The 8,161-nt window shown below is 41.2% G+C and carries 6 protein-coding genes; all 6 read right to left on the bottom strand.

Annotated features, from left to right (window positions below; genetic code table 11):
- Window positions 1-37: 37 nt before the first annotated feature.
- Window positions 38-733 carry a tRNA pseudouridine(55) synthase TruB gene (gene truB, locus CSEC_RS11525; protein ID WP_154017700.1) on the bottom strand — a complete coding sequence of 232 codons (696 nt, stop codon included), beginning with the start codon at window positions 731-733 and terminating at the stop codon, window positions 38-40.
- A complete protein-coding gene (gene rbfA, locus CSEC_RS11520) occupies window positions 714-1,109 on the bottom strand; it encodes a 30S ribosome-binding factor RbfA (protein WP_041018630.1) in 396 nt (131 codons plus the stop codon). The genes truB and rbfA overlap by 20 nt, the downstream gene beginning before the upstream one ends.
- 17 nt (window positions 1,110-1,126) lie before the next feature.
- Complete coding sequence (gene infB, locus CSEC_RS11515) at window positions 1,127-3,856, bottom strand: translation initiation factor IF-2 (protein WP_041018629.1); 2,730 nt, start codon at window positions 3,854-3,856, stop codon at window positions 1,127-1,129.
- 4 nt (window positions 3,857-3,860) lie between these two features.
- Window positions 3,861-5,135: a transcription termination factor NusA gene (gene nusA / locus CSEC_RS11510; protein WP_041018628.1), complete on the bottom strand. Its 1,275-nt coding sequence runs from the start codon at window positions 5,133-5,135 to the stop codon at window positions 3,861-3,863.
- A gap of 472 nt (window positions 5,136-5,607) precedes the next feature.
- On the bottom strand, window positions 5,608-7,389 hold the full coding sequence (gene rpsA, locus CSEC_RS11505; RefSeq protein ID WP_041018627.1) for a 30S ribosomal protein S1: 1,782 nt from the start codon (window positions 7,387-7,389) through the stop codon (window positions 5,608-5,610).
- Window positions 7,390-7,749: 360 nt separating this feature from the next.
- Entirely contained in the window at window positions 7,750-8,118 is a 369-nt protein-coding gene (gene queD, locus CSEC_RS11500) for a 6-carboxytetrahydropterin synthase QueD (protein ID WP_041018626.1), read from the bottom strand.
- Between the last annotated feature and the right edge of the window lie 43 nt (window positions 8,119-8,161).

Here is an 8,161-nt window from a genome sequence, read left to right as displayed (position 1 = left end):
ATAAAAGGAAAGTTGCATTTAGAGTAAAGACAGAAAATTAGCATTGTACGCGGATTTTTTGTTTGATCTTTTCGGGGTCGGCGGCATCGAATAGCAGGGATCCGTCTAGGCAGTCGATGATATTAAAAGAGCCGGATCTCGTGCGGTGCAAGGCATTTAAAAAAGCATAGCTGCCAAGGTCTTGACCCATATCATGAGCGATAGAGCGGATATAGGTGCCTTTACTGCATTCGATCCGCAAGTGAAGCTCAGGGTAGTTGTAGCTAATAAGCTCTGTTTTTATAAAAACGGATACGGGCTGTCTTTCGATAGTCTTGCCAGCTCTTGCAAGCTCATAGAGCTTTTTACCCTTGATCTTTTTGGCTGAAAACATAGGTGGGACTTGCATCATTTCTCCTTGATACTTGGAGACAATGGCTTCGATTTCCTGCCTAGTTGGAATAAGAGAGCTTTCATTTGTGATTTCGCCGTCTATATCATAGCTGTCGGTAGCTTTTCCAAGTACGACGTGAGCTAAGTACTCTTTATCAGAGGAGAGAAAAGAATGGGAAAGCTTGGTAAAAGCTCTCCCGATAAGTAAAACCATAACGCCTGTTGCAAAAGGGTCTAACGTGCCGGCATGGCCTATTTTCTTAACCGAAAGAATTCTTCTTAAGGCTCCGATAAGGCTAAAAGAAGTTTTTCCTTTTGGCTTGTTAATTAAAAGGATGCCTTCAGGACTCTTCTCTATCATCTTCGTCATTTCCTTTGGGGCGGCCTTCTTCTTCTTCATGAATTTCTTTTAGGATCTCTTCAATGCGCATATGCTTTTCTACAGAGTCATCAAGATAAAAATGAAGAGCCGGGAAAAAACGCATCACCACTTCTTTTGAAGAGTTGACTGCGATAAATCCTGCAGCTGAGGTCAAAGCCTCCAGAGTTTTTTTCTGCACATGTTCATCGCCGATGACGCTGACATAAACTTTGGCATGCTTCAAATCTTTTGTAATATCCACTCTTGTAACAGTGATTAATTCTGCTACAAGAGGATTTTTAACTTGCCGTTTAATGACATCGGAAATTACTTCTTTCAAAAGAGAGTTCAATCGATCTGTTCGGTTTATTGCCATTTCCGCTCACAAAAGAGTTAAAGAGTTTGTTTAATGTAGGTCACTTCATAAACATTTAAGAGGTCACCTGCTTGTACATCATTGGTTCCAAGAAGAATACCGCACTCAAAACCTTTTGAAACCTCGCGAACATCATCCTTAACCCGCTTTAGAGAGGAGATGGAACCTTTCCAGATCTCGCTTCCGGCACGGATAAGTTTAACGTGGTAATTACGGTTGACGGTCCCTTCCAAGACATAACAACCCGCAATCACACCATGCTGGGAAGATTTAAAAGTGGCTCGAACTTCAACTTTAGCTTTATCAGTTTCAATAGCTATCTTGTCAAGCTGCGCTGCCATTAACTCTTTTACATCATCAATTGCATGATAAATAATATCATGGAGTTTTACGATGACGCCGTATTGCTTAATAAGCGGTTCTGCGTGGCCTTCAATTTGGGTATGAAAACCAATAATAACCGCGTTAGAAGCATTGGCAAATTGCACATCCGATTCAGAAATTTCACCAACGCCTGCAAAGATGATATTCAAATCAACTTTTTTGGAATCGATTTTTAAAAGTCCTGCACGGAGGGCTTCAAGCGAACCTTGTACGTCTGCTCTTAAGATAAGGGTTAATGTTTTCTGTGGAACATCTTTTGAGCCTTCCATTAATTTCTCTAATGAAACAGCTTTCTTAACGGTTAGAGTAGTTTGCCTTCTATCTTGAGATCTTACATCTGAGATAATCTTGGCTTCTTTCTCATCTTTTACGACTATGAATTCCTGTCCGGCTTCCGGTAAACCGGAAAGACCTGTGACTTCAACAGGAGTTGAAGGGCCCGCTTCTTGCAGAGGATTTCCAAATTCGTCACGCATGGTTTTAATGCGTCCGAAGTGGTAATCAAAAACGCAAGAATTGCCGACTTTTAAAGTACCGTTTTGAACAAGCACGGTCGCAACAGGACCAAGTCCTTTATGCATCTCGGATTCCAAGACAACCCCTCTTGCTCTTGCGGAAGGAGCCGCCTTTAATTCCAAGACCTCAGATTGAAGAGCGAGCATTTCAAGAAGCTCAGGAATTCCTTGGCCGGTTACAGCAGAACAATTAACGGTAATTGTGGTTCCACCCCAAGCTTCCGGGAGAAGTTCTTGCTCAGAAAGTTGTCTATAGACAAGTTCCTGATCGAAATTAGGCTTATCACATTTGTTAATCGCAACAACGATCGTGACCTTCGCTTCTTTAGCTTGCTGGATGGCTTCGATAGTTTGCTGTCTTATCCCTTCATCGCCTGCAACAACAAGAACTACAATGTCTGTTGCATCGGCACCTCTTGCCCTCATAGCTGAGAAAGCTTCGTGGCCCGGTGTGTCCAAAATTGCGATGTCGCCAACGGCTGTTTTACAGCGGAAAGCGCCAATGTGCTGTGTGATGGCTCCGGCTTCTGAAGCTGCTCGATTACTTTTTCGGATAGCATCGATAAGGCTTGTTTTTCCGTGGTCAACGTGACCCATGAAAGCGACAATCGGCGCTCTTGGTTCTAGTAAATCTTCGCTTGTAAGAGACACTTCTTCTTTAATTGTCTTATCGGTAATTCTAATTCTTTCTTGCTCTGAAGAATCAATTGTGATTTCACAGCCAAATTCTTGACCGAGAAGTTGGATTGTGGTCTCATCATCAAGAAGGTCATTTAAGGTCAGAACAAGCCCTTGCATAAATAATTTTTCGACAAGCTGCGAAGCTTTTAGCTTCATTTGAACGGCTAAATCTTTAATGCTGATAGGCACACGAATTTTTAAAGAAGACGGTCTTATCGTTGTATCTTCAATTTCGTATTTCTGTGATTTGTGTCTACGTTTTCTCCATCTGAGATCCTCGTCGCTTTCTCTAAGCCCTTGACGATCCCTTGAGTCAAAACGGGATTTATCCTGTTTTTTTGCAGGTTTTAGGTCTTTAAACTCCTTGAATTTTCCGGACTTTCCTTTTTTCTTTTCTTCATCATCAAGATCGAGGTCCAGACTTCTGGCAGGTTTTTCTTTTGTTTTTTCTTTAGCCCGCTCATCTGAAGTTTTCGGTTTTTCTTCCGAGCTTTTCTTTGGAGGTTGCCCAGGAGCCGGCTTATCAGTAGGAAGAGGCTTTTTCTTACCCCAGTCAGCAGGCAGTAAGTCTTTGACGTGCCTGCCGGTCGGCCCGAGTTTAACGGGGGGAGCTTTTGGCTCAACCGGCTTTAAAGGTTCGAAATCTCTTACAGGAGGAACGACTGGCTTGACTACTTCCGGTTCTTTTTGAACAGGAGCTTCAGGCGTAGGTTCCGGAGCTACGATCTCTTCAATAACTGTCTCAACAATCGGTTGAATCTCTTCCTGAGCGATCGGCTCGAAGGTCTCATGGGGAGCTTCTTCTGTCTCCATTTCCACTTCTTCAGTTTGAAGAGGCACTTCAACTTCAGATTCGCTTTCTTGGGATGGCTCTTCAAAAGAGACTTCTTCTAAATCTTCACGTTTCTCAGGCTCTGCAAATACAGAGCGTGAACGAGCTCTGATTTTTGGAGTATCTTCCTTCACTTCAATCGTTTCTTGCAGCTCGCGAGGTGCTGGCTTTGCTTTTGGCAATTTGGCTTTGGGAGCAGCAGGTTGTTTTACCGCCGGCTCCTTTTCTTTAGTTGCGGGCGCTTTCTTTTTAGCAAGCTTATCTTTTACACTATCTAAGTTGATAGCTTTAGCAAGCTGCGTGTTTTTGATGTTTAGTTTAAGGTTTTTAGCCAACGCACTACATCCTTTGTTTGCGAATTTGATCTAATATCTTGTCCGCTGTTTCGAGGCTTATGCCTGGAATTGAAGCGAGTTTTTCTGGGTTTGCCGTTAATAGCTTTTTCGGTGTGTTATAACCTCTTTCAATAAGAAGCTCAAAAATTAGTGAATTGACACCCTCAATATGGGTCAATTCCTGGTCAAGAGCCGGATCGTTTGAATTAGCAAGTTCATTTCTTTGTAATGCCAAGGTCATCTTGTACTCGGTCATCTTCTGAACGTCTAGTTCATAACCGATAAGCTGGCTTGTAAGCCTGGCATTCATGCCGCGTTTTCCAATGACTGTCGCATAGTCGTCATCTTCAACAACGATCGATACAAGTTTTTCATCTTCGCTGATATTTATTTTGCGAATCTCCATAGGAGATAAGGTGTTTTGCAATAACTCAATCGGCTCATCCGAAAAAGGAATAATGTCAATTTTTTCATTATGAATCTCTCGCACCACATTCTTGACACGCATGCCGCGCATGCCAACGCAAGCGCCGACAGGATCAACACGGCTGTCTTGGGATCTGACCGTCAACTTAGTTCTGTAGCCGGGCTCTCTTACAATTCTTTCTATTTGAACAATACCATCTGATATTTCAGGGACTTCTTGAATGAGAAGCTGCTTTACAAATTCGGGACTTGATCTTGAGAGGATAACTTCGGCACCGCCGTTTTCTGTGTCGACCACTTCCTTAAGAAGGGCTAAAACTTTGTCTCCGATATGATATTTTTCAATTTTAGGGTACTCCCTCATGGGCATAACCGCTTCAACTTTTCCTAAGTCGACAACGAGATTCGCCCCTTTTATAAATCTTTTTACAGTCCCTGAAACAAGGTCATTGATTCTATGACGATATTCTTCATAGATGACATCTCTTTCAGCGCTCTTTAATTTGCGGCTAATAATTTGGCGCGCTTTTTGAGCGGCGATTCGACCAAAGTCTTTTGGAGTGACGACGATATCGATAAATTGGCCGATCTGGCATTCAGGATCAATTTTACGTGCTTCTTCCAGTGAAATTTCTTGGGCCGCGACTTCTACCTGATCGACAATTTCTTTCTCGGATAGGACATCGATGTTACCGGTTTTTGGATTGATCGTCACTGTAACATTTGAAGCGCCGGTAATGCTTTTTCTTGCAGCTGCGCAAAGCGATTCTTCAATGGCTTTAATCACAATATCGCGTTGAATACCTTTTTCACGCTCTAGATATTCAAAGATGGCAATAAGATCTTTGTTCATTTAACGCCCCTTAAGTTGATGTCTAATTGTTAACGCTTTCTAAATTTTTTAGGTGCTAAGCGTTGAGTGACAATTATGGGTTGCATGTTATTAACTTTTTTAAGGATTTTAGCTACAAATATCATTTCGGCTATAAAGGTGCTTTTCATTGCCTTTTATTCTTGGCTTTACTTAAGAGGTCAATTGGCAAAAGACTTTTTCATACGCTATTTCTGTAACTAGATCCTAAACTAGCTTAAACGCTTGTTGTAACTAGTTTTTTATTGTTCCCGCTAAAAGAGAAATTCAGTTTGCGGGCTAACCTATATTAAATCGTTTTTGCCGCTTAATCTTAGACTTTCGTCCTATTTTTTACGAAAACAAAACACGATTTTGGATTAATTAAAAGGCGGACAAGCAAATTTTTGCGTTGTCCGCCTTCAAAACAAATCATTTAAAGTTTTGAAAGCTTAATGATTCAAATCAAGCGAGACTACTCTTCGCCTTCTTCGTCCTCGTCAAAGCTCTCTTTTTCTTTTTCTTTTTTGTCTCGGCCGCGCTCGCGTTTTTCTTTGTCTTTTCCGGGAGCTCCAACAACAATGTCATCTTGACTGCATTGGTTTTGATCGATTTGGTATTCTTTAATAGACAGAGCAATTTTTTTATGCTCAGGGTCTAATTTAATAACCTTGGCAGTCACTTCATCGCCTTTAGAAACGACATCTTCAACTTTTCCGAATGCTTGATCAGATAGCTCAGTGACATGAATAAGTCCTTCAAGGCCATTTTCAAGTTCTACAAATGCACCAAAAGCTGTGATTTTGCTGACTTTGCCTTTAACCAAAGAACCAACCGGAATTGTTTTTTCAATGTCTTCCCAAGGATTGGAGCTCAATTGCTTCATTCCAAGAGTGATTTTTTTACTTTCACGGTCTACTGATAAAATAACCGCATGGACCATATCGCCTTTGCTTAAGATCTCAGAGGGGTGGGAAACCTTTTTTATCCAGCTCAAGTCGGAGATATGGATAAGGCCTTCAACGCCAGGCTCGAGTTCAACAAAAGCGCCATAGTTTGTTAAATTGCGGATTTCAACTTTTACGTTTTTGCCGACAGGGTATTTCTGTTCAACATCATCCCAAGGATTGTGCTCTGTTTGCTTGATGCCTAAGGAGATTTTGCCTTCTTCTTTTTGTACTGAAAGAACGATGGCTTCAACTTCTTCACCTTTTTTAACAACTTCGCTTGGATCAGTGATGTTTTTTACCCAAGACATTTCCGATACGTGGATAAGTCCTTCAATGCCTGTTTCAATTTCAATGAAAGCGCCATAAGGAAGGAGGTTTACAATTTTACCATGAACTCTTGTTCCCGGAGGGTATTTCTTTTCAATTTCGTCCCAAGGATTTGGTCCTTTCTGCTTAAGTCCAAGTGCAACGCGTCCTTTTTCTCTGTCTATATTAAGGATCATTACTTCTAGTTTTTGACCTAATTGGATCATTTCGGAAGGATGCTTTATACGCTTCCAGGTCATGTCTGTAATGTGGAGAAGCCCATCAATGCCATCAAGGTCTAAGAAAACGCCGAAGTCGGTGATATTTTTTACAACGCCTTCGCGGATATCGCCAGGCTTGATCATTTCAAGAAGTTCTGCTTTTTTCGAGATTCTTTCAGCTTCTAAAAGCTCGCGTCTTGATACGACAACGTTCTTACGTTCGATATTGATCTTGAGAATCTTGAATTCGTAAGTTTTGCCAAGGTATTCATCCAAGTTTTTGATGCGCTTGTTGTCGATTTGAGAGCCTGGAAGGAAGGCTTCCATGCCGATGTCGACCATCAAGCCGCCTTTAACTTTGCGGATGACTTTACCTGTAACGATAGAACCTTCTTCGCAATGCTCAAGGATGTATTCCCATTGTCTTTGACGCTCGGCTTTTTCTCTTGAGAGAACGATTTGACCATTGTCATCTTCCGCGTCTTCGAGCATCACTTCGATTTCGCCATCAAGTACTAATTGCTCAGGATCTGAAAATTCGGAGAGAGGAACTAGCCCTTCTGATTTTAAACCGACATCTACCACAACATGGTCTTTCGTGATTTCTACAATTGTGCCTTTGAGGATTGTGCCGGGAGTGTATTGGGGAACTTCTTTTTCGTTGGCGAGTTTTTCTTCTTTGAGAAGGTTTTGAAATTCTTTTGCCTCTTCATCTTGAAAAAGTACATCGTCTAAGACGTTTTCTTTTTCTTCCCAAGAGTATTGTTTTTTTTGCGACATTTAAAGGTTTCTCCTGCAGTTTTACTTATCTAATCCCACAAGGTTACCAGAAGCTGCCGAATTAAAGCAAGCGGCAAAGAGGGTAAAATCTAAGGCTTTTGAAACCCTGAAACAAATTTAAAAGTTGACTTGTTTTTTCACGGATTTCAAATTTATTTTTACCCTAAAAAGGCTTTATTTCTCAAAAATAAACTGCTTGGAATTTAGAGCAAAACATCAGGAATGATCTAATGACTTTCAAGAAAGTCATTGTCTCAAAGGCAGCTATTTTGGAAAGGTCAGCTCAAGAAGTCCTTAAGGATATGCAAGTATTAAATCGTATCTTTGAATAGATGTAAATGTTTTTTATCGAATTTGAGGTCAGCTTTCGTAAAAAGTGACTTTTTGTGTGTCGGTTTCATGTAGAGTAATCGAGTAAAGGTCCGGCAGCTCGGGTTTTAAACGATTGTAGATCCAGCGAGCGATGAACTCAACTGTCGGGGCGTCTGTTTGAAGGGTGTCATTCAGCCAGCAATGGTCAAAATATTCGTTTATTAAAGGTCTTACGACACTCGAAATAACATTAAAATCAACCACCATATTCCGCTCCTGCCCCTCTTCTTGGAGTTTTTCGGCCCGGATCTTTACAACCAAAAGAAAGGAGTGTCCGTGCGGGACTCGGCATTTGCTATTGCTTTGGGGGAGTGAATGCCCTGCTTCAAAACGAAAGGATTTTTCAAGTTCGAACATGGTAAAAAAATAATTTTAAAAGTTTATCTTTGAATAGTTTTAT

The sequence above is a fragment of the Criblamydia sequanensis CRIB-18 genome (assembly GCF_000750955.1).
Classification (GTDB): domain Bacteria; phylum Chlamydiota; class Chlamydiia; order Chlamydiales; family Criblamydiaceae; genus Criblamydia; species Criblamydia sequanensis.
Note: the sequence above shows the minus strand (reverse complement) of the source record. Positions and strands in the feature narration are given on the sequence as shown.

What these genes read in the sequence shown, in the direction of transcription:
- truB (WP_154017700.1), bottom strand. Translation starts at nt 733, where the DNA reads ATGATAGAGAAGAGTCCTGAAGGCATCCTTTTAATTAACAAGCCAAAA.
- rbfA (WP_041018630.1), bottom strand. Translation starts at nt 1,109, where the DNA reads ATGGCAATAAACCGAACAGATCGATTGAACTCTCTTTTGAAAGAAGTA.
- nusA (WP_041018628.1), bottom strand. Translation starts at nt 5,135, where the DNA reads ATGAACAAAGATCTTATTGCCATCTTTGAATATCTAGAGCGTGAAAAA.
- rpsA (WP_041018627.1), bottom strand. Translation starts at nt 7,389, where the DNA reads ATGTCGCAAAAAAAACAATACTCTTGGGAAGAAAAAGAAAACGTCTTA.
- queD (WP_041018626.1), bottom strand. Translation starts at nt 8,118, where the DNA reads ATGTTCGAACTTGAAAAATCCTTTCGTTTTGAAGCAGGGCATTCACTC.